Origin of the sequence: Methanoculleus oceani, assembly GCF_023702065.1 — an archaeon.
Taxonomy (GTDB): Archaea; Halobacteriota; Methanomicrobia; order Methanomicrobiales; family Methanoculleaceae; genus Methanoculleus; species Methanoculleus oceani.
Genome location: NZ_QFDM01000003.1, coordinates 222,910 through 247,496, shown reverse-complemented (window position 1 = coordinate 247,496; position 24,587 = coordinate 222,910). Strand labels below are relative to the sequence as shown.

Below are 24,587 nucleotides of genomic sequence, written 5' to 3'. Positions count from 1 at the left end.
AAACGACGGAAAAAGAACACACCAAACATGGTGGACCGATGCGCCGACCGGGACTCGAACCCGGGTTTAGGCGTTGGCAACGCCTAGTGATAACCACTACACTATCGGCGCACGCCTGTGCTTTCGCACTGTGTGCCTTACAACATGAGATTTTCAGGCTAATAAGCCTATCGAATCGCGGCCCGGATCGGGTGGTGCCGTCCCCGCAGGCTCTCGTGTCCGGGGGGATTCCGCGAGAATGACTGTCCCGCGGGACGGCGATCGCACCGCCGCCGCGCACCTACCGTCTCCCGTAGTCGAGCGCGCTCCTGATGTTGCGGTTTGCCAGTATCCAGAGCCCCGGCGTCAGGACCAGGATGAAGACGGCCATGGCGTATGCGACTATCTCGGCGGAGAAGAGCAGGAAGTTGAAGATACCGTGCAGCACCATCCCGAGAGCAAGCCCCCGGAGGACGATCCCCGAACGCTCTTCGGGAGCCGCGAACTTGGCCCGGCCGAGGGCGTAGCCCCAGACACCGGCAAAGAGCGCATGCCCGGGGACCGAGAAGATCGCACGGACGACGATCGTGCTGAGGGCGAGCGCCGGCGACGTCACGTATGCCGCAAAGACGTAGAGGACGTTTTCGAGCGATGCGAGTCCGAGAGCGGCGGATGCGGCGTAGACGATACCGTCCATCGGTTCGTCGAACTCGGTGTCCCGGTAGGCGAACCGGCGCACGACAGCGAACTTGCCGTACTCCTCGACGATGGGCGCGACAACAGTGCCCATGATCAGCGGGGATACGATGAAGAGGCCGAAGAATCCCTCGACAAAGGCCACGGGAAACGTGACGAGGACGCCGAGGAGGAAGAGCTTCACGATCAGAGCCGCCGGCTCGGGATTGAATTTATCCCTGCGGTAGAAGTACCACGCCCAGAAGACTCCCGGCCCCAGAGCCAGGGCAAGGATCACCAGCGGCTCGCCGTCAACCATATTGATCGTGGTTCATGGTTTCATAATGGAAGAGTCTTTCCGTCATATGGGGCCCGGCCGGCAAGGAGATCCCGGTCTGGCCCGAGATAGGGGAGCTGTGGTCGGGGAGGGCCGCGTATCGGCACGGGGCTCCCGAGGAGGGCATCTCCTTCCGAAAAAAAAGTTATTCAGGGAGGAGGCGATACTCCGGGGCGAGCCCCTCCAGCACCAGCAGCCCGTAGTACCGGAAGAACGTGACGAACGGTACGGCGATCAGGAGCGCGACCGGGATGGCGATGACGAGGTAGGGGATGAGGAGGACCAGGAGCAGCACATAGTTCGCCTGGACTGCGGCGAGGAGCACGATCCCGATAAGCACGAACGGTATCGCGATGACAACCAGTGCAAGGATGACCAGGATCGCCTGCACGATTCCGGCAATCAGGCCAAGCACGAGCCTGGTGACGACGTAGACGACGATCTGCCAGAAGTTGGCCGATATCAACCCGATAAGCCGCTGCCAGCCCTCGATGACCCCGCAGTCCTCATGGATCATGATCGGGACGACGAAGTCGGTGGTCAGGAGGAAGACGATCCCGAAGAGGAGGGCTGCGACCAGGATGATCGGAATGAACGCAAGGATCATGAGCGGCGCGGCAACACCGACGCCCGGCCCCCCGAAGCCGACGACCATGGCGATGAGCGCCACCATGGCGAGGACCAGGACCAGCGTGAGGACGACCTGGAAGAGGAAGAGCCGCACTCCTTTTCCAAACCGCTCACCGAGAAAACGTCTGATATGGATGTCACCTGTCCGGAGCATATCGACGAAGACGAACTGCATCGCCGCGCCGACGAGCCACCAGAGGAGGGCGAGCACCAGGACGACGAGGATGAGCACCACGACGACTGTCGCGATCCCCGGGAGGGCCCCCTCAAAGCCGGGCGGAAGGTCGCCCTCTCCGAAGTCGTACCCGGAGGTGTTCGGGAAACTCACGCCCCCTCCCACAAAGAGCGCGATCAGGGCCAGGCGGAGCCAGACGCCCCAATTTATGGGCCAGAGCAGGCTTTTGGTGCGCTGGAGGGCACCATCCAGCCTGCTGAATGCATACATCTCTTCAGCCATATCAGTCATGAAGAAAAGGATCTTCCTGCCATTAAAACCTTCTTTGGGCGAACCGGTTCCAGTATCCCGGCCCCGGAACATATGTCAGCGGGTTTTAAGGGAAACCGGTTTTTCAACACCTTAATGTAGTCCGTTCACCACACTATAGAACGAATGATCCCTCTCATGCTTGACCTGACGGGCAGGAGGGTGCTCATCTTCGGCGGAGGCGATGTCGGTGCCCGGAAGGCTGCGTACTTTGAGCATGAGGCGGAAGTGACGGTGATCAGCCGTTCTTTCTCGCCGGGCCTTGAGGGACTCGCGATCCGGCGGCAGGAGGCCGATCTCTCGGCACTCCCGGACGAGGCGCTCCGGAGCCTCCTGCAGGGCGTGTTCCTCGCGGTAGCAGCGACGCCGGACCCGGCACTCAACGACCGTATCGGAAGAGTATGCGCCGGGACCGGCGTCCTCTTCAACAACGCCGCAGGCGAGCCCGGCGACGTCATCGTTCCTTCGGTCGTCCGGGGCAGCCGTTACCTGGTCGCGATCAGCACCCGCGGAAAGAGCCCTGCCGTATCGCGGTACCTCCGCATGAGGCTCGAGGCGGAGTACGCGGATCTCGACCGGATGATCGATCTGCAGGACGAGATACGCTCGATGCTCCGGGAGACCGAACCGGTGCAGGCAGAGCGGTCCCGCATCCTCTGGAGCATCCTCTCGGACGATGAGGTCTGGGAAGCGCTTGCCTCCGACTACGGCCGGGCACGCGGACTGGCGATCGAGAGGTACCTGCATGCCTGAGTCAGTCACGACACCGCTCGCGCTCGCCGGGATGAACCACCACACCGCGGACATCGCCACGCTCGAAGCGTTCCGGTTCCCCGACGAGGCGGCGTTCCTCCGTGAGGCACGGGAGCGGTTCAGGGGCGTTCTCCTGCTCCAGACCTGCAACCGCGTCGAGGTGCTGGTGCAGGGCGATGCACGAAGCCTGGAAGCGTTCCTGCAGGAGCAGGGCAGACGCGATTTCATGGTCATCGAAGGGGAGGCCGTGCCCCGCCACCTCCTGGAGCTGGCCGCGGGCATCGACTCCCTGGTCGTCGGCGAGGACCAGATCCTCGGGCAGCTCAAAACGGCACTCGCGACTGCAGAGGAAGCAGGGGTCTGCAGCAGCGTTATCGGGCTCTGCATCACCAAGGCGGTGCACGTGGGTGTCAGGATCCGGCGGCAGACGCAGATCAACCGGGGGGCGGTCTCCGTCGGTTCTGCGGCCGTGACGCTTGCAGAGAAACTCCTCGGCACCCTGCGCGACCGGCACATCCTGGTCGTCGGGAGCGGTGAGATGGGACTGCTCGTGGCGCAGGCGCTCTCCGCCAGGGATCTCACGGCCATCTACGTCGCCAACAGGACCTACGAGCGCGCGGTGGTGCTTGCGGAGAAGATCGGGGGGCGTGCGGTCAACTTCAGCGACCTCTACCGCTACATCGCGCTCTCCGACGTCGTCATCTCCTGCACAGCCGCACCGCACCCGGTGATCCGCACCGAGGAGATCCGGGAGGTGATGGAGGAGCGCCTCTGGCCGCTCGACCGGCACCCCCGTCACCTGGTCCTCATCGATATCGCCCAGCCCCGCGACGTCGAGGACGGGGTGCGGTCGATCGAAGGCGTGCACCTCTTCACCATCGACGACCTCCGGAGCATCAACGACGCCGCCATGGACTCCCGGAGGTGCGAAGCGGACAGGGCGCGGGAGATCATCGACGAGGAGGTCGGTCACTTCATCCGGCTCCTCCGGCGGACCGCGGCCGACGAGACGCTCGCCCTCCTCTACACCTGGGCGGAGTCGATCCGGGCGCGCGAACGCGACCGTGCGCTCGCCCGCCTGGGAGAGACGGACGACCGCACGGCGGAGATCGTCGACGACCTGACGCGTGCGCTCACCAAAAAGCTCCTCTCCGACGTGACGACGGCCATCCGCGCGAGCGCGGAGTGCGGCGATATGACGACAGCAGAGGCCCTGATGAGGGCGATTACCCGGGGAGAACCATGTTCCCAGAAAGACGAATGAGACGGATGCGGCGGCGGATAGTCCAGCCGCTCCTCCGCGAGACTGAACTTCGAAAGACCGACCTGATTGCGCCGGTCTTCGTGGACGAATCGATCAACGCACCGCTTTCGATCACCTCGATGCCGGGGCAGTTCCGGCACCCGGTGGACGGTGTCACCGGCTACTGCGTGCGCCTGTGGAACGCCGGTATCCGGGCGGTGATCCTCTTCGGGGTCCCGGCTGCAAAAGACGGCGAGGCGACCGAAGCCTACGCGGCAGACGGCGTCGTCCAGCGGGCCGTCCGGAGCATCAAGGAGCGGTTGCCGCAGATGGTCGTCATGACCGACGTCTGCGCCTGCGAGTACACCGACCACGGCCACTGCGGCATTGTTGGAGAAACGGCCGACGGCCCTGACCTCTTGAACGATCCCTCGCTTACGCTGATGGCGCAAATAGCCGTCTCCCACGCAGAGAGCGGTGCCGATATCGTCGCGCCGTCGTGCATGCTCGACGGGATGGTGCGATCGATCCGGGAGGCTCTCGATGCCGCCGGGTACCAGGACGTCCCGATCATGTCCTACTCATCGAAGTTCGCGAGCGCCCTTTACGGGCCGTTCCGCGATGCTGCTGACTCGGGATTCAGTTTCGGCGACCGGACGACCTACCAGATCAACCCGGGCAACGCCCGGGAGGCGGTGATGGAGTCGGAACTCGACGCGGCCGAAGGAGCGGATATCCTGATGGTCAAGCCGGCCGGGCTCTATCTCGACATTCTCACCTCCATCAGAGAGTTCGGCCTGCCGGTGGCGGCCTACCAGGTCAGCGGGGAATACGCGATGATCAAGGCGGCCGCAGAGCGTGGGTGGCTGGATGAGCGGGCCGTCGCCCTCGAGAGCCTCACCGCCATCAAGCGCGCCGGGGCCGACCTGATCATCACCTACTTTGCAGAAGATGCGGCGGGGTGGCTCGATGAAGAGCAGTGATCTCTTCGCCCGCGCAAAAACCCTGATGCCTGGCGGCGTCAGCAGCCCCGTCCGGGCGATCAAGCCGTATCCGTTCTACACGGAACGCGCTGCAGGGTCGCACCTCGCAACCGTCGACGGTGCCGATCTCATCGACTGCTGCCTCGGCTACGGCCCCCTCATCCTCGGCCACGCCCATCCGGACATCCGGGAGGCGATCGAGCGCCAGCTCGAGAAGGGGTGGCTCTACGGCACGCCGACGCCGCTCGAACTCGATCTTGCGGGAGTCATCACCGCCGACCACCCTGCGGTCGATATGGTCCGGTTCGTCTCGTCGGGCTCGGAGGCTACGATGGCCGCGATCCGGCTCGCCCGCGGCTACACGGAAAAACAGGACATCATCAAGGTCGAAGGCGGGTTCCACGGCGCCCACGATGCTGTTCTCGTCAAGGCCGGGTCGGGGGCGACCACCCTCGGGGTTCCCGACTCCGCAGGCGTCCTCGTGGACCTCGTGGCGCATACCCGGCAGGTTCCCTACAACGACCCTGGGGCGCTTGAGACGCTGCTCGCCGAAAACGACGACGTCGCCGCGTTCATCCTCGAGCCGGTCATGGGCAACATCGGCCCGGTGCTCCCCGACGACGGCTACCTCACCGACGTCCGGGAGATCACCGCCGCTTACGACGTCCTCCTCATCCTCGACGAGGTGATCACCGGCTACCGGGTCGGGATCGGCGGCGCGGAGGTGCTTTACGGGGTGAAGCCGGATCTGGCCACGTTCGGCAAGATCATCGGCGGCGGCCTCCCCATCGGGGCGTTCGGGGGGCGGCGCGAGATCATGGAACTGATCGCTCCCGCCGGCCCGGTCTACCAGGCAGGCACGTTCAGCGGCAACCCGGCAAGCCTCGCGGCGGGGTATGCGACCCTCCGCCACCTTCACGAGCACCCGGAGGTCTACCGGCGGCTCGACGACGCCACGCGGGCGATCGGAGAGGTCGCCGCGGATGCGGGCAGAGGAACATTCGTCAGGATAGGATCGCTCTTCAAGCACTTCTTCAGGGACGAGCCGCCGCAGGACTACCGGGAGATCAAGGAATGCGACACGGAGGCGTTTTCGCGGTTCTGGAAGGGGATGCTTGACGCCGGGATCTTCCTCCCGCCGTCGCAGTTCGAGACGAACTTCCTCTCCGCCGCGCACACAGAGCAGGATATCGAACAGATAGCGGAAGCATACGGATCATGTCTCTTCGCATAGGCACACGGGGAAGCGCTCTCGCGCTTGCACAGACGAACAAGGTGGTCGGCATGCTCGCCGACCGGGGTATCGAGGCGGAGATTGTTACGATCACGACGGAGGGCGACACCGCGACCGGAGTCCCGCTCCACGCCATCGGTGGACAGGGAGTCTTCGTGCGGGCGCTCGACGACGCGATCCTCCGCGGCGATATCGACGCCGCGGTGCACAGCATGAAAGACATCCCCGCAGCCCGCCCGGCGGGGCTCACCTGCTGCGCGGTGCTCGAGCGGGACTCGCCGGCGGACTTCCTCGCGCACGAGTGCCCCCTCGATGCGGTCAGCGTTGTCGGGTCGTCGAGCACCCGGCGCCGCGCCCAGCTCCTCCGCGACGCCCCGGCGCTTGAGGTGAAACAGCTCCGGGGGAACGTCGATACGCGGATACGGAAACTTCGCGAGGGGCAGTACGACGCCGTCGTGCTCGCGGAGGCGGGCCTCGAGCGCCTCGGCCTCCGGCTGCCCGGAGAGCCGCTCCCCACGGACCGGTTCGTCCCGTCCCCAAACCAGGGCACCGTCGCGGTCGTCTGCCGGGACGACCCGGCCGTCGCCGGGACCTTCGCGCCCCTCGATCATGCGCCGACTCGCCTCGACGTGGAGATCGAGCGTGCCGTCATGGAGGAGGTCGGCGGCGGGTGCTTCACCCCGCAGGGAATCTACTGCCGGGACGGGAACCTGATCGCCGAGGTGCTCGCGCTCGACGGTTCCCGGTGGGAGCGGATCGAGCGGCACGTCGCGACCGTCGGCGAAGCCCGGGAGTGGGGGCGGGCGCTGCGTGTGCAGGCGGCCGCCCTGATCCGGGAGGCCTATACGGCCCTCGGGGTGAAACCATGACAGGAAAAGCATATCTTGTAGGTTCCGGGCCGGGCGGGCTCGGCCTCATGACGATACGGGCCCGCGAGGTGATCGACGCCGCGGACGTGATCCTCTACGACCAGCTCCCGGGCGAGGAGGTCCTTGCGACGCTCCCGAGGAACGCGGAACGGATCGACTGCGGGAAGTACGGCGGCAGCCACACCCTGGAGCAGCACGAGATCGAGGCGCTGATGGTCGAGCGGGTGAAGGCGGGCAAAACGGTCGTGCGCCTGAAAGGGGGCGACCCGTTCCTCTTCGGCCGCGGCGGCGAGGAGATTGAGACGCTCCGGGAGCACGGCATCAGGGTCGAGGTGGTGCCGGGGGTGACGAGCGCCATCGCCGTCCCGGAGATGGTCGGCATCCCGGTCACCCACCGGCGGTACGCGTCGCAGGTGACCTTCATCACCGGGCACGAGGACCCCACGAAGCCCGAGTCCGCCCTCGACTGGGAGGTCCTCGCCCGCCTGAAGGGGACCCTCGTGATCCTGATGGGGGTAAAGAACCTCCCGGCCATCGCAGAAGCCCTCACGGCGCACGGCAAGGACCCCGCAACCCCGGTGGCGATCATCGAGCGGGGTCTCCGGCCGGACCAGCGCGTGACGGTCGGGACGCTTGCCGACATCGCCGAAAAAGCCCGCGCCGCAGGCGTCTGCCCCCCGGCGGTGATCGTCATCGGCGGGGTGGTGGAGCTCTACGAGGGGTGAGGGGTGAAACGGATTCCATATCCTCCTCTTTTTTGCACAGTTTGAACGCTCAGTGAACAATGGATTTTTGCGCACCATCGCCACTCGGAAATGCTTCGTGTTCTCTTCTGCTTCTGCCCTTCGGCCAGTCGCATATCACCACGCACTGCCCCCGCCCCAAGGGGCGGGGAACGACTGCCGGGAGCGTAGCGGACGGCAGGAGTTTGAGCACCGAAGGTGCGGAGGAGGCCGGAGGCCGGGCGGGGTGCGACGGACGGGACGTCCGGAGCTTGAGAAGACCGTAGGTCTTCGGGTGGGGTTTACAGATATGCCCTATAAGGGGGAGACAGGGGAGGGGGGATGCTCCCCCCTCCCCACCTAACGGTGGTCGAGCTCCGTTCCTGGCGGAACGCCGCACTCCCCGTCAGCCCCTCCCCGCGTGGCGATACGCGACGTTCCGGCAGGAACGGAGCTGGAGCACCGAAGGTGCGATATCCACTGGGAAGCCGTGCACGAGTCTGGGCGGCCGCGAACAGGACGGGCGCAAGAAGAGACGTAAAAGCCATCACGACGCAACCCGAATGTCCGGACAAACCACCCCCATTCACCATGCAGGAAAACCTCCTTCTGCACCACACCCCGACAGCCGGAATACTCTTTTCTTTCCACGCGCGTATTCTCATACGAGGATTACCATGCGGAGTGAGACGGTTAAGAAAGGCTACCAGCGTGCTCCGAACCGGGCACTGCTCAGGTCGCTCGGCGTGACTGACCGTGAGATGGATCAGCCCTTCATCGGGATAGCAAACGCATACAACACGATCGTCCCCGGGCACACCCACCTCCGGTCCCTCTCGCAGAAGGTGCAGGAGGGCGTCGCGGCCGCGGGCGGCGTGGCGTTCGAGTTCGGGACCATCGGCATCTGCGACGGAATCGCGATGGGCCACGAGGGGATGCGCTACTCCCTTCCCTCGCGGGAGAACATCGCCGACGCCGTCGAGCTGATGGTCGAGGCGCACCGGTTCGACGGTCTCGTCTGTGTCGGCACCTGCGACAAGATCGTCCCCGGCATGCTCATGGCGGCGGTGCGGTGCAACGTCCCGACGATCGTCGTCACCGGCGGCCCGATGCTCCCCGGCTACGCGGCGGGCAGGGAACTCTCCCTGATCGACGTCTTCGAGGGCGTGGGCCGCGTCGCCGCCGGCACGATGAGCGAGGAGGAACTCGGGGAGCTCGAGTGCGCGGCGATGCCCGGGTGCGGCAGCTGCCAGGGGCTCTACACCGCAAACACCATGGCGTGCGTGACCGAGGCGCTGGGCCTCTCCCTTCCGGGTTGCGCGGCAATCCCCGCCGTCGACGCCGCAAAACTCCGCATAGCCCGTGAGAGCGGGGAGCGGGCGGTCGATCTGGTCCGGGAGGGTGTCCGCCCGCGGGATATCGTCACCGAAGCAAGCCTCGCGAACGCAATCCGGGTGGACATGGCGCTCGGCGGGTCGTCGAACACGGTGCTCCACCTGATGGCCGTCGCCGGGGAGGCGGGTGTCCCCCTCGACCTTGAAACCTTCAACGCCGTCGCCGGGGCGACACCCCACGTCTGCCACATGCAGCCCGGCGGACCGCACTCCATGCTCGCCCTCCACCGGGCGGGAGGAATCCCCGCGGTCTTGAAGATGCTCGAGCGCTACCTCGAAGACGCCCCGACGGTCTCGGGCCGGTCGGTCCTCGAGATCGCGAAGAACGCCCGGGTCGCCGACCCGGACGTGATCCGGACGGCCGACGCCCCGGTCAGCCCCGCCGGCGGTCTGAAGATCGTGCGCGGGTCGCTCGCCCCCGACGGCGCCGTCGTCAAGTGCGCCGCCGTCCCGGAGGCGATGTGGCGGCACCAGGGGCCGGCACGGGTCTTTGACGGGGAAGATGCCGCGATGGAGGCGATCCTCCACCGCGAGATCGCGGAGGGCGATGTGATCGTGATCCGCTACGAGGGGCCGCGGGGAGGCCCCGGGATGCCGGAGATGCTCTCGCCGACCTCGGCGCTGATGGGCCTCGGCTACGCCCGGGTCGCCCTGGTGACGGACGGACGCTTCTCGGGCGGCACCCGGGGCCCGTGCATCGGGCACGTCGCCCCCGAGGCCGCGGTCGGCGGGCCGATCGGCCTCGTGGAGGACGGCGACGAGATCGCGGTCGACCTCTACGCAAAAAGCCTCGACCTCCTGGTCGATGCAGCGACCCTGGAAGAACGGCGCCGGGCCTGGAAGCCGCCGGCCCGCCGGCTTACGGGCGTGCTCGCCCGGTACGTGCGTACCGTCGAGCAGGCGAACCTCGGCGCCGTCCAGAGATAACCTCTTTTTTTGCCGGGAACCCATCGCAGTCACGAACGGTTCCGCAACTCCCCCCTCAAGGGAGCGCATACTCCTCTGCCGGTATTGCGACCCCGGCAGAGGATAGTTATTTAAACAACCTGGCTCTGTTAAGGGGTTTAGTCTTCTTCTCGCGGTATATCCGGTATCCTGCACCCCCGATCCGGGCATTCATGTACAGGGTTGTTCCAGCGTGTCAGGCCTCGTCCGGGGCCGGAACACCGTTTGTTTTCCCGGCTCATCTCCCCACAATACCCTGGCGTATACATTTTTAAATCCCGGGAGTAATCCCTCTTCGAGGCGCACTCGTCCGAGACGGTCGCCCATATCAGCCTTACGGAGTATACGGATGATAGAGAAATTTCTTGATGGTAACAAGCGATTTCTGGAAGAAGATTTCGCAAAAGATCCCGAACATTACGCTCCGCTTGCGTCAAGCCAGCACCCGGAGGTTCTCTGGATAGGATGCTCCGACTCAAGAGTGAATCCCGAGCGCATCACCGGCGCGAAAGCCGGGCAACTCTTCGTACAGCGGAACATCGGCAACATCGTCCCGATTCACGACTGGAACTTCGCGACCGTGCTCGAGTACGCAGTCAAGCACCTCAAGGTCGGGGATATCGTCATCTGCGGACACTCCGACTGCGGCGCCATAAAGGCGCTGGACCACGAGAGCAAGGACGCGTATGTCCCGCTCTGGCTGAATAACGCGATGGAGGCGAAAAACCGGGTCGATGCCAGAATCCCGGCGCCGAAGAATCCCGAAGAAGAGAAGAACCGGCTGCGTCTCATCGAGATCGAGAACGTCGCCCTGCAGCTTGAGCACCTCCGAACCTACCCGCCGGTCATGGCTGCGGAAAAAGAGGGACGGGTCAAACTTCACGGCCTGTACTTCGACCTTGCGACCGGAGAGTTGACGAAGATATTCTAGGACTCTTCAAGCGCATAATCAATCTCTTCTTTTATCAGATCGAGCGAGACCCTCCCGATCGACGTAAGCCTTCCGTTGACGAGAACGATCGGGATAGGAGGGTGGCGTTCCTCGATGATCTCCCTGATGTGGTCGGGCACCTCTTCGTCGATCAGCGTCGTCTTCACCTCGACCTTCTCGCCGTAGCCGGCGAGAAGTTCGTCGCGCAGAGCGCTGATGGCGTCCATCAGGCTATTGGACGGGTAGCAGGTCTCAAGGCCGCAGGATCTCGTCTCGTCGCAGGGAAACGGGCCGCATTCGGATTCCGCAAACCCGACAATCTCAACAGTCACTTCTGCCATGCATCATCGGTGGGGGACGGATGCTATATTATCCTTCGTCTCGGGGAGCAAGCAGCGCGCGTAACGCCGCCCGGACGTCGTCCTCAACCCCGCCGATCTTCTCCACGTCTCTCGCCCGGTCGAGGTCGCCGATCAGCACCGGCACGGCGGGACGGATGCCCAGGTTTCCCATGAATGCGTCGACCACCCCCGTTACGCAGACAAACGGCTCGGTTCCCCGCCGTCCCGCGACGGCGACGAGCAGGCCCCGGGCGCGCACCTCTCTCCCCAGTATCTTCTCCCGGGCGTGAAGCCACTGACAGCGGTCTATCACCGCCTTCAGCCCCGCGGGGACGGTGCCGGTGTAGACCGGGGTGCAGACGACGAGAACGGAAGCGGATTCCAGAGCCCGGATGATCTCCGGCATATCGTCGTCGACCGGGCAGTAGCCCTGGTCGTAGCAGACGTAGCAGCCGATGCATGAGCGGATCTCCATCTCCTGCAAAAAGAAGACCCGGGAGGAGAGGCCGGCCCGGGCGGCCTCGTCGTCGCACCACGACGCAACCTTCGCGGAGTTTCCGAACCGGCGTGGGCTCCCCTGCAGGATGACGACGTCGGCCGTGCCGGTGCCCGGGAGCGGGCGGGTGAAGACCCGCGGCCGGGTGTAGAGATGGGGGCGGGACGCCACGTCGTGCGCGAGCCGGGCGAAGACAATCTCGGCCGCCGCCCGGGTGTCGAAGAGGGAGCCCTGGCGTGCACTCTCGTAGGTGTTGATCGCGTAGGTGTAGACCGTCTCGGCGCCGCGGAGGACCTCGACGGTATACCGGATCATGCCCGGATAGATGCTCCCGAGGTCGTCGAGGACGAGCCTGAGAGTGAACGTCCCTTCTGGCGTCTCGATGGACTGGATCTTTTCTGCCGCGCTCTCGCTCATCGCATCTCACCTCACGCCCTGCCGCCTTCAATATTTCGGGTATCCGGGGGCCTGCGGTTTCGGGTTTCCGGCAGGGTTGCAGGGGCAGGCGTTCGATCAGTCATTACCGTTAATAAGGAATCTGATCCACATGATATGGTAATTCATGAAGGCGGTTCTGGGTCTTGAAGACGGAACATTTGTTGTAGGGGATGGTTTTGGCGTTGAGGGGGCATGTTCCGGCGAACTCGTCTTCACGACGCAGATGACCGGTTACATGGAGGCATTGACTGACCCCAGTTATGCCGGACAGATTTTGATGTTTACGTACCCCCTCATCGGGAACTACGGTGTTGATCAGCAGAATTTTGAGAGTCCGCTGGTTCACGCGCGCGGCTGTATCGCGCGTGAGATCGCCGCGATACCCACGACGCAACCCTCGGTTGCGGAATTTTTCGAAGAGAACGGTCTTTTTGGGATGTCGGGCGTCGACACCCGCAGCCTGACGATAAAGACCCGGACGGTCGGCACCCTCCGGGCATCCCTCATCGTCGGCAGCGATGACGGCGAAGAAGCGGTGCGGCGCGCCCGGGCTGTCTCCCCGATCAGCGAGGTCGACCTCATCGGGAGCGTCTCCTGCACTGAGCCCTACCGGGTCAGCGGCCCCGGAAAACGGATCGCCATCATCGACCTCGGGGTGAAGCGGCATATCCTTGAAAGTCTCAACTACCGTGGTGCCGACATCCACGTATTTCCGCACACAGCCGCACCGGACGAGGTGATGGCCGCAAAGCCCGACGCACTCTTCATCACCAACGGCCCCGGCGACCCGAGGAGGGCAACGCACGCCGTCCGGTGCGTCCGGGATCTGGCCGGGGAGTTGCCGGTCATCGGCATCTGCATGGGCATCCAGGTGGCCGCTCTCGCGCTCGGCGCCGAGACCTACAAGATGAAGTTCGGTCACCGGGGGACGAACCAGCCGGTGCGTTACCGGGACGGGAGCATCTACATCACCACGCAGAACCATGGGTTCGCGGTGGACGAGGAGACCCTGCCCGAGGGATGCGTCGTCTCTTACCGGAACGTGAACGACGGCACGGTCGAAGGGTTCGAGAACCCCGATCTCAACATCACCTGCGTCCAGTTCCACCCGGAGGCGCACGGCGGACCCCGGGATACGGAGATACACTTCTTTGACCGCATATACAGGGAGATTCCATAATGCCGAAGAAATCTCACATCAAGAAAGTTCTCATCATCGGTTCCGGCCCGATCCAGATCGGGCAGGCGGCCGAATTCGACTTTTCAGGGTCGCAGGCCTGCCGCGCGCTCCGGGAAGAGGGTGTCGAGGTCGTCCTCGTAAACTCGAACCCTGCGACGATCCAGACCGACCCCGATACGGCGGACGTCATCTACATCGAACCCCTGAAGGCCGAGATCATAGCGAAGATCATCAAAAAGGAGAAGCCCGACGGGATCCTGAGCGGCATGGGCGGCCAGACCGGCCTCAATATGACGGCGGAACTCGCGGAGATGGGTGCGCTCGAGGGCGTGGAGATCCTCGGCACACCGCTTGAGGCGATCTACCGGGGAGAGGACCGGGAACAGTTCCGGGACCTGATGAACGCCATCGGCGAGCCCGTCCCCCGGAGCATGATCCTCGAGAACATGAACCAGATCGACGAGGCGATCCGCGAGGTCGGTCTCCCGGCGATCATCAGGCCGGCATATACCCTGGGCGGCTCCGGCGGCGGTGTGGCGCACACACCCGAAGAGATGCGGCGGATCATCGAGATCGGGCTCTCCCGCTCCCGGATCCACCAGGTTCTGGTGGAAGAGAGCGTCGCCGGGTGGAAGGAGATCGAGTTCGAGGTGATGCGCGACGCGTCCGATACCTGCATCATCGTCTGCGGCATGGAGAACGTCGACCCGATGGGCATCCATACCGGCGAGAGCGTCGTCGTCGCGCCCATCCTCACCCTGCGGGACGACGAGTTCCAGACGCTCCGGACCGCCGCGATAAGGATCATCCGGGCGCTCGACGTCCAGGGCGGCTGCAACATCCAGTTCGCCTACAAAGAAGGCGACTACCGGATCATCGAGGTGAACCCCCGTGTCTCGCGATCGTCCGCGCTCGCGTCCAAGGCGACCGGCTACCCGATCGCCCGGGTGGCGGCAAAGATCGCCATTGGCCTCCGGCTCGACGAGATCATGAACACCGTGACCGGCGTCACCCCGGCATCGTTCGAACCTGCCGTCGACTACGTTGTGGTGAAGGTGCCGCGGTGGCCGTTTGACAAGTTCAAGTCCGCGGACCGGACGCTCACCACGGCGATGAAGAGCACCGGCGAGGTGATGGCGATCGGGCGGACGGTCGAGGAGGCGTTCAAGAAGGCGCTCCGGTCGCTCGACAACGATATGCAGCGGCACACGAGCCCAAGCGAGATCCGGATGATCCTTACGTCCCCGACGGACGAACGGTTCGGGTGCCTCTTCGATGCCTTCCGGGAGGGGTTCACGGTCGGAGAGGTTGCAGACCTCACCGCCATCACGCCGTTCTTTTTAGAGAAGATCAAGAACGTCGTGGATCTCGAACGAAAACTCCAGATCGCTTTTGCGCCGGGGGACGTCAGGGTCGCGAAGCGCTACGGCTTCTCGGACGAAGAACTGCAGGCGCTGACGAAAAAGACCGCCGACGAGATCGGACCCCTCACCGGAACGGTGACCTACAAGATGGTGGATACCTGCGCCGCCGAGTTCCCGGCCACCACGCCCTACTTCTACTCCACCTGGGAGGACGGGTGCGAGCTGACCCGGAACGGTGCCAGAAAGGTGCTGATCCTCGGCTCCGGGCCGATCCGGATCGGGCAGGGGATCGAGTTCGACTACTGCACCGTCCACGCGGTGATGGCGCTCCGCGAGGAAGAGGGGATCGAGGTCCATATCGTCAACAACAACCCCGAGACCGTTTCGACCGACGCCGACACCTCCGATAGGCTCTTCTTCGAGCCGATGCAACTTGAGGACGTCGTAAACATCCTCAAGAAGGACGACTACTACGGCGTCATGGTCCAGTTCGGCGGCCAGAACTCGGTGAACCTGGCCGTGCCGCTGGAAGCGGAGATCCGGCGCCTCGGCCTCAAAACAAAGATCCTCGGCACGTCGCCCGACGCCATGGACGTGGCGGAAGACCGTGACCGGTTCAGCCAGCTCCTCACCCGGCTCGGCATCCCGAGCCCCGCGAACAGTTCCGCCTACTCCGAGGAGGAGGCGCGGACGATGGCCGGGAAGATCGGCTACCCGGTGCTGGTCAGGCCGTCCTACGTCCTCGGCGGACGGGCGATGGAACTCGTCCACGACGAGGCCGAACTCGAGAGTTATATCAAAGAGGCCGTCCGGGTGAGCAGGAAGCACCCGGTGCTGATCGACTCGTTCCTCCAGGGTGCCGTCGAGATCGACGTCGACGCGGTCTGTGACGGGACGGATGTCCTGATCGGCGGCATCATGGAGCATATCGAGTGGGCCGGCGTCCACTCCGGCGACTCGGCCTGCGTCATCCCGTCGCAGTCCCTCTCGGCCTCGGTGATCGCGCGGGTGCGTGACTACACGAAGAACCTCGCCCTCAGCCTCGGTGTCGTCGGGCTGATCAACATCCAGTATGCCGTCCAGAACGACGTGGTCTATGTGCTCGAGGCGAACCCGCGTGCGAGCCGGACCGTGCCGTTCGTCGCGAAGGCGACGGGCATCGCTCTCGCGAAGCTCGCGGCGAAGGTGATGGTCGGCAGGAAACTCGCCGACATGGATGTCGCCGAGCGGGAGATCGAGCACGTAGCGGTGAAGGAGGTGCTCCTGCCCTTCAACAAACTCCCCGGCGTGGACACCGTGCTCGGGCCGGAGATGAAGAGCACCGGCGAGGTGATGGGGATCGACTACGACTTCGGCCGTGCCTACTACAAGGCATGCACCGCCGCGGACAACACCCTGCCGACGACCGGGAACGTCTTCATCTCAGTGACGGACGAGCAGAAGGAAGAACTCCTGCCCGTCGCGCGGAAACTCAGGGAACTCGGCCTCTCGCTCTACGGAACGAGCGGGACCGTCGACTTCCTCACCCAGAACGGCGTCGAGGCAAACCTTGTGCGCAAGGTCCAGGAAGGCTCCCCGAACGTCATCGATGCCATGCGTTCAGGCGGCATCCGGCTGATCATCAACACCCCGGCGGACAAGGCGTCCCGGCAGGACCACATCCAGATCATGCGGGCCGCCGTCGATTACGGCATCCCCTACATCACCACGCTCCAGGCGGCCCGGGCCGCGGCGATGGCGATCGATGCCATCAAGCGCGAGGAGATCACCCTCGAGCCGCTCGGGCACTACATCGGCTCGGCGTAATCCTCCGGGCGCCCCGCACAACCTTTTTTGTCCGATGGTTATCCTCTCGCCGCTCCGGGCCAACCCGTAGAGGATGCGGCATCCACGCTGCCCGGACTGAACGCGGTGATGAACGCCCGGAGCGCCGTGAAGCGGATACCCACGGGGTAATCTTGATTGATGTCGTGAAAAAAGAGAGGGATTATGCTGTCCCAAGCCAGGCATCGACCGTGTCGCGGTTGGCGTCGACCCATTTCCGCGCGGCCTCCTCTTCAGGCATGCCGCCCTCGATATCGGTCATGACCGAGGCGATATCCTCGGCGGTCCACTCGAACCGGGTCAGGATGCCGTGGGCCTCCGGATCGTCGGTTGCGAGATCCTGCCGCGCGAGGGTCACGATGTCCTCGGCTCCGCCGTAGACGCCTTTCGGGTCTTCGAGGAACTTGAGGTCGTAGCGGCCGAACTTCCAGTGCGGCGACCACCCGGTCACCACGACCCACTCCTCGTTGTTGATGGCGGTCCGCAGCTCCGTCGCCATGCCGGCACTGCTGCTTGCAACCAGCTCGTAGTTGAGGCCGTATTCATCAATGGCCTGCTCGGTCCGGGTCATGATGCCCGCGCCGGGCTCGATACCGACAATCCTGCCGCCGAACTGATCGGCGACGTCGTTCATCTCCTCGATCGAGTCGATGGTCACGTAGGCGGGTACGACGAGTCCGATGCGTGCCGCTCCGGGAATGTTTTCGTTGACGTAATCTATCTGGTCGCCGTACTGCTCCCAGTAATGTTCATGGGTGTGAGGGAGCCATCCGGTCGTCGTAAAGTCTACATCACCGCGGGCAAGCGCCTGAAAGAGCGGTCCTGCGTCGACCGCGACCAGGGTGACGTCGTATCCTGCCTCTTCAAAGACCTGCTTCATCACGTTGGTGCTCGCTATGGCGCAGTCCCAGGTGACGTATCCGATGCTGATCTCTTTTGCAGGCTCGGTTGTCTGCGTGCCGGTGCAGCCGGCGGAGAAGAGGAAGAGCACCAGGACAAAGCCCGTCAATGCGAGCAGGGATCCTTTCTTTTGAATCATATCTTCACCATGTAGTTTTCTCACCGCCGGAGGGCGGCAAGCTGGCATTCAGAACCCGGCTACGTGGGGTTCCGGGCTCTCACGAACTGTCCGGAACGACGATTCGCCGATGGTCCGGACATAGAGCAGAGGTGGCGGTACGTGCCACTCCTGGCGTGTTTGCACCCCAGGGCAAAAAGGCCAGATTTTGACCAGTTCAACTATGGTCCTAACCTTATATAGGTTTTACGGGTTCTGTTTGACGAACGGAGCCATTTTGAAACCTGATTTGAACGAATGTCCGGCCAGGAAACCATTCTCGAAGCGCCGACTGTCCGTCATCCGTTCGATCAATATGACAGATGATGCGGGGGGATGAGCAGGCCGCTCGTTCCTCTTGAAGAAAATATCGGGACGGGTCACCGCCCCTCGTGCTGCGGCGCAAGGCTCTGGGTGATCCGATCCAGAATGATCGCGATGATCACGATGGCAAGCCCTGCCTCGAACCCCATGCCGATATCCACCCGCTGGATACCCACGAGCACCTGGTAGCCGAGCCCTCCTGCCCCGATCATCGATGCGATGACGGTCATGGAGAGGGCGAGCATGATGCACTGGTTCACCCCTGCCATGATGGTGGGGAGCGCGACCGGAAGCTGCACCTTGAAGAGTTTCTGGCGGGGCGTGGTGCCGAAAGCATCCGCAACCTCGATCAACTCCCGGGGCACCTGCCGGATGCCGAGATTCGTGAGGCGGAGCGCCGGGGGCATCGCGAAGACAACCGTCGCGATGATGCCCGGGACGCTCCCGAGGCCGAAGAAGATCACCGCCGGGATGAGGTAGACGAACGAGGGCATGGTCTGCATGAGGTCGAGGACCGGCCGGAGGGCGGCATTCAGCGGGTCACTGCCTGCAGCCGCGATCCCGACCGGGATCGATATCGCGAGCGCAAGGACCGTCGAGACGATGACGAGTGCCAGGGTGAGCATCGCGAGATCCCAGAGCCCGAGGTTCCAGACCAGCAGCAGGCCGAGCGCGGTGAGGACCGCCAGCCTTGTACCGCGCCGGGTGACGAACCAGACAAGCACGCTTGAGAGGAGGATCAGGACAGGTGCCGGTATGAAGAGAAGGAGATCCTGAAACCCGCCCACGAGGAACCGCAGCCCTTCGCTGACGCCGTCAAGCAGCCAGCCGAAGTACTCATCGATCAGGTCTACGAGCGCCTCGACGCCTTCTCCAACGGGGAGTTTAGGCAGTTGCATGAATCTCATCCCCCTTTCGTGCCAGAGCGGCGAGTATGGCGCCGCGTGATATGACTCCCCTGAGCCTGCCCGTGTCGTCCGCCACTGCCACAGGGTAGGGGCTCTCGACGATCAGCGAGATGATGTCGGAAAGCGATGCATCAGGGGCCACAACGGGAATGTCGGTGATGAGGATATCCGTCATCTGTTTGCCCTTCTTGACGGCATCGGCGGCGTCGTCGAGCGTCACCCGCCCGCGGAGCAGGCGCTGGCGGGTAACCACGAATATCCCGGGAATATCATGCTCCTCCATGAGGTGCAGGGCCACCCTCGGCCCTGCGGTGCACTGGGCAACCGGCTCGGGGCGGCGCATCACGTCGCTTGCCGAGAGAACCCTGGTGAGGTCTACGTCGGCGACGAACTTCTCGACGTAGGCGTTCTCCGGGTTCGTCAGGATCTCCTCCGGTGTTCCGATCTGCACTATCGCACCGTCCTTCATCAGGGCGATGCGGTCGCCGAGTTTCAGGGCCTCATCGAGGTCGTGGGTGACGAAGATGATCGTCTTGCCGAGCCGCTGCTGGAGGTCCAGCAGTTCGTCCTGCATGTCTCTCCTGATGAGCGGGTCGAGAGCGCTGAACGCCTCGTCCATCAGGAGTATATCCGGGTCGCTGGTGAGCGCCCGGGCAAGCCCGACCCGCTGCTTCATGCCGCCGGAGAGTTCGCCGGGCATGCTCGCCCCGTAGCCGCCGAGCCCCACCATCTGGAGCACTTCTTCGGCTTTCCGGTGGCGTTCGTCTGCCGGGACGCCCTGGATCTCAAGGCCGAAGGCAACGTTGTCGAGAACCGTCCGATGCGGGAGGAGGGCAAAACTCTGGAAGATCATGCCCAGTTTGCGCCGCCGGGTCGCCCGGAGTTCATCCTGCCCCATCCCGACGATATTCTCGCCGTTGATCCGTATTTCCCCCTCGGTTGGGTCGATAAGCCGGTTGATGCAGCGTAGAAGCGTTGATTTCCCGCTCCCCGAGAGCCCCATCAGGACGAATGTTTCGCCCGGCATAACCTCGAACGAGACGTTATTGAGGGCCAGCGTCGAGCCGGTCTCGTCGTAGATCTCCTGTTTGGAGCGGCCCGACCTATGAAGTTCCAGCGCCTTCTCGGGATTCTGCCCGAATACCTTTGTCAGGCTCCTGACACTGATTATTGGTTGTAACGATGTTGTGTTCTCTATGGGTAACTTCTCAAAAATAACGGAACCCTCCTGCTTCACGATTTCTATTTAATCTGCCTTATAATTTCGGGTTTTGGAAAAAGGCCTGTATTAATTGGAATTTTAGTTTTTCCGAAATTTTGCGATGCATTTAAGGATAGATTAGAGTCATGTCCATTATCCTGCGATTTAATGGCAGTTTGCCGCTTATCCTTCGTATAAGGTCCATTCTTCCGGATCCCGATCCGCCGGGCGCACAGAAGGGCTCCACGGCCGCAGGTGCCGTCACGCAGGGTGCCTCCACACCTCCGCACCCCGGCTCTCAGGCATCACCCTGCATCCGGAAATACCGGGAACTGTTCGGGTTCCTGCCGGTGCGCCCGTCCATACCATTTCTTTTATTGGGTGAAAGGTCATATCAATGTAGATTACTCCAGACTGTCTGTTAGACAGAAACCAGGAACGCGGAGATCAGTAACCATGGAAAAGGGAAAAGTCGTCCTAGCATTTTCGGGGGGTCTCGACACCTCCATCTGTATCCCCCTCCTGCGCGAGCACTACGGGTTCGACGAGATCGTCACCGTTGCAGTCGACGTGGGCCAGCCCGAGGAGGAGATAACCCGGGCAACCGAGAAGGGCCGGATGCTTGCAGACAACCATTACACCATCGATGCCAGGGAGAAGTTTGTAGCGGACTGCATCTTCCCCTCGATCAAGGCGAACGGGTCGTACGAGGGCTACCCAATGGGCACGGCGCTCGCCCGGCCGCTGATCGCCGAAGAGATCGTGAAGGTCGCAGAGAAGGAAGGCGCGTCGAAGATCGCACACGGGTGCACCGGCAAAGGAAACGACCAGCTCCGGTTCGACTTCATCTTCCGGTCCGCCGGCTACGACATCATTGCGCCGATGCGGGAGATGAACCTGACCCGCGAGTGGGAGATCTGCTACGCGCAGGAGCACAACGTCCCGGTGACCGTGGCAAAGGACAAGCCCTACAGCATCGACGAGAACTTCTGGAGCCGGAGCATCGAGGGCGGCAACCTCGAGGACCCGGCCTTCCACCCGCCGGAGGAGATCTATGCCTGGACGGTCTCGCCGAAGGATGCCCCCGACGCCATGGAGGAGGTCCGGATCGAGTTCGAGAAGGGTGTCCCTGTCGCCCTCAACGAGAAGAGACTCCCCGGCATCGCCCTGATCCAGGAGTTGAACCGGATCGCCGGACGGAACGGGGTGGGCCGCAACGATATGATCGAGGACCGGATCCTCGGTCTGAAGGCCCGTGAGAACTACGAGCACCCGGCCGCAACCGTCCTCCTTGTCGCGCACCGCGACCTCGAGCACCTCGTCCTGACCCGCTCGGAACTCGCGTTCAAGCATATCGTCGACGATAAGTGGTCCGAGCTCGCCTACATGGGACTCGTGCACGAACCGCTCTTCTACGCGCTGAATGCGTTCATCGACACGACGCAGGAGCGGGTGAGCGGCACCGTGGATATCGGCCTCTATAAGGGCAGCGTGAAGGTGCTCGGCCGGAGCTCGGATGCCGCGCTCTACTCGGACGATCTCGTCTCCTTCGACTCGACGACGATCGACCAGAACCACGCCGTCGGGTTCTCGAATTACTTCGGATTGCAGGCGCGCCTGCTCAAAAATCTCAAGAAGTGTTGAGGGGGTGCTCAGGGCACCTTCTTCCCTGCCTCTTTTCCCGGCGTGCATTCGAAGACGTCGGTGATCTTGATGACGATGAGCGATTTCGCCGGGTATTTATGGCTCTTCGTCCTCACCTGGTCGCGGAACTTCTCGTAATCGGGGCCGGACGTCTTGATCTCTGTATCGCCCTTCACCTGGAAGCAGCGCTTGGTCTCCTGATCGTAGAAATAGAGGGCCACGACAGGGTTCTCTTTGAGGTTTTCAAGCGTCTTTACCATGTAATTGTCCATGATCCAGACGGTATCGTCGCCGACGAGCTGGATCGATGCCATCGGCGCCACGTTCGGGACGCCGCTCTTCGACGCAGTGGCCATCGGCATGACTTTGGTTTTAGTAAATATGTCCTTAATCTCACCTGAAAGCGCAACCATACGGTTCACCTCTCCCTGGAAGCGGAACGGGCGCGACGGAACGCCGCAACCAGTCCGGTAATGAGGTTATCCGTGCTATCGATATATAAGGGCTCTGCCGGAACCGGCCGAACCGACCGTTCGGCGATGACTGCTTCCGGCACTACTCCTTAACAGCACGCCTCAGCCATCAAACCCCGTCCGAATCAACAAACCCTGTCCGGAAGCTGGCATGCGGTCCCGGGAGCCGGCAGAAGAACTTCCCACGGGGTTTCGCCCCTCCTCCGGGTCCCGGTCACCGTATGACTGCATGGAAAGGTATAAAGTGGGAGACGCGGAAAAGACTACTATGTGTGCCCGCTTTTTGGAGCGCTTTTTCAAACCTACACCGCATATCGTCGAAAGCCCGCCTCCGCCGTCGCTCTCCCACGGACCGGGTGCGGGTGTTCCCGAGTACCGGGTGAAGCCCTATTTTATCGTGGCGTCTGTCGAGATGGGCAATACCACAACAAAGTGCATCCTGACCGGCACGAACCTTGAAACGGGCAGGTCCTATGTCATCAACAAGACCGTGACCATGAGCCGCGACGTCCGGCCGCCCAAACCGGGCGAGACGGTCTTCGGGGCAACCCTGGACGGAACGGAATTGACGCGGGAGTCGGTCACGGAACTGGTGCGCGACACCCTGGTCCAGTGCCACAACGAGGCTCACCTGAGCATCAAGGACGATCTCGACTTCGTCGTCAGGAGCACCGGCGTGGTGGCGGCGATGGACTCTCCCGACCAGGTCGGGGACTTCGTCATCGCTCTGGCGAACGGCTGCCTCGCCGCCGGGGTTCCCCCGAGGAAGATGACGCCGCCGATGTCGATCGACAACCTCCCGCCGAAACTCCGGCAGTTCTCGTTTGCCGACCGGGTGGTCTTCGTCGGTGCGGTGGCTGGCGTCGTGCCGCCGGTCGGGTGTACGGGCGTCGAGATGGTGGCAAACGAGATGGAAGGGGAACTTGCAATGGCGGGCATCAAAGAGGGCGCCAAGTGGACGCCGGTCGACTTCCGCAACCCCTGCATATCCATCGACTTCGGCACCACGCTCGACGGGCGGGTCACGAGCGATGTTGCACCCGATGAACCGAATCCGTTTGCGCAGACGACCGGGAACTTCTGCGGGCTTGCGGGTGCCATACCGGATGCGATCGTCCGGGGCACCGGGCTCGTGAAGAACCGGACGGGGACGGCCCTCGACCTCTTCGGCGACCACAGCATTAAAGGCGCGTTCGGGGGCAGGAAGCGTTCCGTCGTCGAGGGTTACGCCGACCGGTGCCACGAACACATCGATATCCGGATCGTCCCCCCCGACCGGACGAGGTTCGGGCGGGTCCCGGTCTGCGCCGAGGTGGCCGACAGGTCGGGTGTTGCCCTTATCGGGTGCGACTCGGGCGTCAACGGCAGCGAGATGCCGGATCTCGAGGCAATCGGGCACGAGATCTACGAGAAGCACGGCATGGGCATGTTGACCGAGGTCGTCGACCGGGTCTGTGCGAGGATGGCGCTCCGGCTCATCGACGTCGCCGTCGAGAGAGGGATGGTCCCGCCGAACTCGTCGATCGGGTTCACCGGGCGGGCGGCAATCTCGGGGAGGAAGCCCGAGTATATCCTCGAGGGCATCGCCGACCGGAACCTCTACGAGACCCCGAACGACCACCTGGTCTTCGTGGACGACGGCCTTGCCCGGGGAGCGGCACTGATGGGGCGGTGCATGAATTCCCTCGGGAAGCCGAAGGCCCCGCTTGGCGGCGTGCGGGGAGGGCCATGTATTATGTCCCGTCGGATCAAAATAGGAAAGTAGGATATGATAACCGATGGCTGAAGAAGAACTCTACGATATGCTTGTTCCCCCGGGCGTGCCACGCAGGATGATCTACGACGTCGTCGAGAAGTACGACGTGGAGGTGGTGCGGCGGTCGCAGAAGATGTCGTTTGCGAACATGGACGGAGACGCGAGAGAACTGATTGCGTTCCGCGGGAAGAGAGAGGTCGTCGAAGAGGTGCAGAAGTACCTTTTCGAGCAGCTCAAAGAGTTCATCGCGGAATAGATACACTTTTTTCTTATTTGCGCGCCGGGAACTCCCGCGTGAGGCATGACCCGGGCTGCACGGTGAAAACCGGGACAGTGCCTAGAAGAATGAACTGAACCCAGTTTTCTTCGACTCACCCGTACACTGGACCGTGGGGGTATCGC

21 protein-coding genes and 1 tRNA gene are annotated in these 24,587 nt (G+C 63.4%); 13 read left to right on the top strand and 9 right to left on the bottom strand.

Features of this window, described 5'->3' with window-relative positions:
• Window positions 1-39: 39 nt before the first annotated feature.
• The 3 genes from DIC75_RS10930 to DIC75_RS10920 form a co-directional block, all read right to left on the bottom strand.
• Window positions 40-111, bottom strand: a tRNA-Gly gene (locus DIC75_RS10930).
• Window positions 112-280: 169 nt separating this feature from the next.
• Window positions 281-973, bottom strand: a complete 693-nt coding sequence (locus DIC75_RS10925; RefSeq protein WP_250988068.1) for a PrsW family intramembrane metalloprotease — start codon at window positions 971-973, stop codon at window positions 281-283.
• 163 nt (window positions 974-1,136) lie between these two features.
• The gene (locus DIC75_RS10920) at window positions 1,137-2,087 is read right to left on the bottom strand and encodes a DUF7544 domain-containing protein (protein ID WP_250988067.1); all 951 of its coding nucleotides are present in this window, start codon (window positions 2,085-2,087) and stop codon (window positions 1,137-1,139) included.
• A gap of 144 nt (window positions 2,088-2,231) precedes the next feature.
• On the opposite strand from DIC75_RS10920, the gene DIC75_RS10915 reads away from it, so the two are divergent.
• From DIC75_RS10915 to DIC75_RS10880, 8 genes are all read left to right on the top strand, one after another.
• Entirely contained in the window at window positions 2,232-2,858 is a 627-nt protein-coding gene (locus DIC75_RS10915) for a precorrin-2 dehydrogenase/sirohydrochlorin ferrochelatase family protein (RefSeq protein WP_250988066.1), read from the top strand.
• Window positions 2,851-4,122, top strand: coding sequence for a glutamyl-tRNA reductase (hemA, locus tag DIC75_RS10910; protein ID WP_250988065.1), 1,272 nt, complete (start codon window positions 2,851-2,853; stop codon window positions 4,120-4,122). The genes DIC75_RS10915 and hemA overlap by 8 nt, the downstream gene beginning before the upstream one ends.
• Window positions 4,101-5,084, top strand: coding sequence for a porphobilinogen synthase (gene hemB, locus DIC75_RS10905; RefSeq protein ID WP_250988064.1), 984 nt, complete (start codon window positions 4,101-4,103; stop codon window positions 5,082-5,084). The genes hemA and hemB overlap by 22 nt, the downstream gene beginning before the upstream one ends.
• Window positions 5,071-6,318 (top strand): glutamate-1-semialdehyde 2,1-aminomutase, encoded by a 1,248-nt coding sequence (gene hemL / locus DIC75_RS10900; RefSeq protein ID WP_250988063.1) that lies wholly within the window; start codon window positions 5,071-5,073, stop codon window positions 6,316-6,318. Before hemB ends, hemL begins: the two co-directional genes overlap by 14 nt.
• A complete protein-coding gene (hemC, locus tag DIC75_RS10895) occupies window positions 6,303-7,187 on the top strand; it encodes a hydroxymethylbilane synthase (protein ID WP_250988062.1) in 885 nt (294 codons plus the stop codon). Before hemL ends, hemC begins: the two co-directional genes overlap by 16 nt.
• Window positions 7,184-7,912: a uroporphyrinogen-III C-methyltransferase gene (cobA, locus tag DIC75_RS10890; protein WP_250988061.1), complete on the top strand. Its 729-nt coding sequence runs from the start codon at window positions 7,184-7,186 to the stop codon at window positions 7,910-7,912. Before hemC ends, cobA begins: the two co-directional genes overlap by 4 nt.
• Window positions 7,913-8,586: 674 nt before the next feature.
• Entirely contained in the window at window positions 8,587-10,230 is a 1,644-nt protein-coding gene (gene ilvD, locus DIC75_RS10885; RefSeq protein ID WP_250988060.1) for a dihydroxy-acid dehydratase, read from the top strand.
• A gap of 367 nt (window positions 10,231-10,597) precedes the next feature.
• Window positions 10,598-11,179: a carbonic anhydrase gene (locus DIC75_RS10880; protein ID WP_250988059.1), complete on the top strand. Its 582-nt coding sequence runs from the start codon at window positions 10,598-10,600 to the stop codon at window positions 11,177-11,179.
• Here DIC75_RS10880 and DIC75_RS10875 read toward each other — a convergent pair.
• Window positions 11,176-11,520: a hypothetical protein gene (locus DIC75_RS10875; protein ID WP_250988058.1), complete on the bottom strand. Its 345-nt coding sequence runs from the start codon at window positions 11,518-11,520 to the stop codon at window positions 11,176-11,178. The genes DIC75_RS10880 and DIC75_RS10875 overlap by 4 nt on opposite strands.
• 28 nt (window positions 11,521-11,548) lie before the next feature.
• Window positions 11,549-12,433, bottom strand: a complete 885-nt coding sequence (locus DIC75_RS10870) for a flavodoxin family protein (RefSeq protein ID WP_250988057.1) — start codon at window positions 12,431-12,433, stop codon at window positions 11,549-11,551.
• A gap of 145 nt (window positions 12,434-12,578) precedes the next feature.
• Between DIC75_RS10870 and carA the strand changes: the two genes are divergently transcribed.
• Both carA and carB read left to right on the top strand, forming a co-directional pair.
• Window positions 12,579-13,634, top strand: a complete 1,056-nt coding sequence (gene carA, locus DIC75_RS10865) for a glutamine-hydrolyzing carbamoyl-phosphate synthase small subunit (RefSeq protein WP_250988056.1) — start codon at window positions 12,579-12,581, stop codon at window positions 13,632-13,634.
• Window positions 13,634-16,804: a carbamoyl-phosphate synthase large subunit gene (carB, locus tag DIC75_RS10860; protein WP_250988055.1), complete on the top strand. Its 3,171-nt coding sequence runs from the start codon at window positions 13,634-13,636 to the stop codon at window positions 16,802-16,804. Before carA ends, carB begins: the two co-directional genes overlap by 1 nt.
• A 181-nt stretch (window positions 16,805-16,985) precedes the next feature.
• On the opposite strand, the gene DIC75_RS10855 is transcribed toward carB, so the two are convergent.
• The 3 genes from DIC75_RS10855 to DIC75_RS10845 all read right to left on the bottom strand — a co-directional run bounded on the left by DIC75_RS10855 (window position 16,986) and on the right by DIC75_RS10845 (window position 20,348).
• Complete coding sequence (locus DIC75_RS10855; protein WP_250988054.1) at window positions 16,986-17,861, bottom strand: glycine betaine ABC transporter substrate-binding protein; 876 nt, start codon at window positions 17,859-17,861, stop codon at window positions 16,986-16,988.
• Between the two features lie 398 nt (window positions 17,862-18,259).
• On the bottom strand, window positions 18,260-19,102 hold the full coding sequence (locus DIC75_RS10850; RefSeq protein WP_250988053.1) for an ABC transporter permease: 843 nt from the start codon (window positions 19,100-19,102) through the stop codon (window positions 18,260-18,262).
• Window positions 19,089-20,348 (bottom strand): quaternary amine ABC transporter ATP-binding protein, encoded by a 1,260-nt coding sequence (locus tag DIC75_RS10845; protein ID WP_250988052.1) that lies wholly within the window; start codon window positions 20,346-20,348, stop codon window positions 19,089-19,091. The genes DIC75_RS10850 and DIC75_RS10845 overlap by 14 nt, the downstream gene beginning before the upstream one ends.
• 420 nt (window positions 20,349-20,768) lie before the next feature.
• Between DIC75_RS10845 and DIC75_RS10840 the strand changes: the two genes are divergently transcribed.
• Window positions 20,769-21,956: an argininosuccinate synthase gene (locus DIC75_RS10840; RefSeq protein WP_250988051.1), complete on the top strand. Its 1,188-nt coding sequence runs from the start codon at window positions 20,769-20,771 to the stop codon at window positions 21,954-21,956.
• An 8-nt stretch (window positions 21,957-21,964) separates the two neighbouring features.
• Here DIC75_RS10840 and DIC75_RS10835 read toward each other — a convergent pair whose 3' ends face one another.
• On the bottom strand, window positions 21,965-22,369 hold the full coding sequence (locus DIC75_RS10835; protein ID WP_250988050.1) for a pyridoxamine 5'-phosphate oxidase family protein: 405 nt from the start codon (window positions 22,367-22,369) through the stop codon (window positions 21,965-21,967).
• A 328-nt stretch (window positions 22,370-22,697) separates the two neighbouring features.
• Here DIC75_RS10835 and DIC75_RS10830 point away from each other — a divergent pair, with 328 nt between their 5' ends.
• Both DIC75_RS10830 and DIC75_RS10825 read left to right on the top strand, forming a co-directional pair.
• Window positions 22,698-24,194, top strand: coding sequence for a methanogenesis marker 14 protein (locus DIC75_RS10830; RefSeq protein ID WP_250988049.1), 1,497 nt, complete (start codon window positions 22,698-22,700; stop codon window positions 24,192-24,194).
• A 13-nt stretch (window positions 24,195-24,207) separates the two neighbouring features.
• A complete protein-coding gene (locus DIC75_RS10825; protein ID WP_250988048.1) occupies window positions 24,208-24,441 on the top strand; it encodes a hypothetical protein in 234 nt (77 codons plus the stop codon).
• Window positions 24,442-24,587 lie beyond the last annotated feature (146 nt).

Bases quoted from the DNA above. Each gene is read 5' to 3' on its own strand.
- DIC75_RS10925 (WP_250988068.1), bottom strand. From the start codon at position 973: ATGGTTGACGGCGAGCCGCTGGTGATCCTTGCCCTGGCTCTGGGGCCG.
- DIC75_RS10920 (WP_250988067.1), bottom strand. From the start codon at position 2,087: ATGACTGATATGGCTGAAGAGATGTATGCATTCAGCAGGCTGGATGGT.
- DIC75_RS10915 (WP_250988066.1), top strand. From the start codon at position 2,232: ATGATCCCTCTCATGCTTGACCTGACGGGCAGGAGGGTGCTCATCTTC.
- hemA (WP_250988065.1), top strand. From the start codon at position 2,851: ATGCCTGAGTCAGTCACGACACCGCTCGCGCTCGCCGGGATGAACCAC.
- hemB (WP_250988064.1), top strand. From the start codon at position 4,101: ATGTTCCCAGAAAGACGAATGAGACGGATGCGGCGGCGGATAGTCCAG.
- hemL (WP_250988063.1), top strand. From the start codon at position 5,071: ATGAAGAGCAGTGATCTCTTCGCCCGCGCAAAAACCCTGATGCCTGGC.
- hemC (WP_250988062.1), top strand. From the start codon at position 6,303: ATGTCTCTTCGCATAGGCACACGGGGAAGCGCTCTCGCGCTTGCACAG.
- cobA (WP_250988061.1), top strand. From the start codon at position 7,184: ATGACAGGAAAAGCATATCTTGTAGGTTCCGGGCCGGGCGGGCTCGGC.
- ilvD (WP_250988060.1), top strand. From the start codon at position 8,587: ATGCGGAGTGAGACGGTTAAGAAAGGCTACCAGCGTGCTCCGAACCGG.
- DIC75_RS10880 (WP_250988059.1), top strand. From the start codon at position 10,598: ATGATAGAGAAATTTCTTGATGGTAACAAGCGATTTCTGGAAGAAGAT.
- DIC75_RS10875 (WP_250988058.1), bottom strand. From the start codon at position 11,520: ATGGCAGAAGTGACTGTTGAGATTGTCGGGTTTGCGGAATCCGAATGC.
- DIC75_RS10870 (WP_250988057.1), bottom strand. From the start codon at position 12,433: ATGAGCGAGAGCGCGGCAGAAAAGATCCAGTCCATCGAGACGCCAGAA.
- carA (WP_250988056.1), top strand. From the start codon at position 12,579: ATGAAGGCGGTTCTGGGTCTTGAAGACGGAACATTTGTTGTAGGGGAT.
- carB (WP_250988055.1), top strand. From the start codon at position 13,634: ATGCCGAAGAAATCTCACATCAAGAAAGTTCTCATCATCGGTTCCGGC.
- DIC75_RS10855 (WP_250988054.1), bottom strand. From the start codon at position 17,861: ATGATTCAAAAGAAAGGATCCCTGCTCGCATTGACGGGCTTTGTCCTG.
- DIC75_RS10850 (WP_250988053.1), bottom strand. From the start codon at position 19,102: ATGCAACTGCCTAAACTCCCCGTTGGAGAAGGCGTCGAGGCGCTCGTA.
- DIC75_RS10840 (WP_250988051.1), top strand. From the start codon at position 20,769: ATGGAAAAGGGAAAAGTCGTCCTAGCATTTTCGGGGGGTCTCGACACC.
- DIC75_RS10835 (WP_250988050.1), bottom strand. From the start codon at position 22,369: ATGGTTGCGCTTTCAGGTGAGATTAAGGACATATTTACTAAAACCAAA.
- DIC75_RS10830 (WP_250988049.1), top strand. From the start codon at position 22,698: ATGTGTGCCCGCTTTTTGGAGCGCTTTTTCAAACCTACACCGCATATC.
- DIC75_RS10825 (WP_250988048.1), top strand. From the start codon at position 24,208: ATGGCTGAAGAAGAACTCTACGATATGCTTGTTCCCCCGGGCGTGCCA.